The 301-nt window shown below is 67.1% G+C and carries 1 protein-coding gene; it reads right to left on the reverse strand.

Going from position 1 to position 301, the window contains the following annotated elements; translation table 11 throughout:
• Positions 1-27: 27 nt before the first annotated feature.
• Positions 28-301 (reverse strand): HNH endonuclease (locus tag GBG68_RS14230; RefSeq protein WP_226801820.1); only part of this gene is annotated, 274 nt, incomplete at its 5' end.

Below are 301 nucleotides of genomic sequence, written 5' to 3' on the forward strand. Positions count from 1 at the left end.
AGGCCGGCCTGGCACCCAGGACATCCGCTACAGCAGCGTCGCGACCCTCGCCTCTAGATACTCCGGCGACGGATGCCAGCGCTGATCCCGCGGCAGCACAAGCTCCGCCCCCTCCAGCTCCAGCAACTGCCCGTTGTCCGGAATCCGGCGATCGATGACCTTCGACACATGCCACCGGTAGTCCGGCCCCGGGGCGATGATCCCGCGGTCCATAAGCCGGTGAAAGGTCGGCGAAAGGGCAATCCCGTTGCGTGGGATGTCGTTCCCCGTCTCGCTGAACGGCACGATGTGCACCGCCCCC

Origin of the sequence: Alkalilimnicola sp. S0819 (genome assembly GCF_009295635.1) — a bacterium.
GTDB lineage: Bacteria > Pseudomonadota > Gammaproteobacteria > Nitrococcales > WHIW01 > S0819.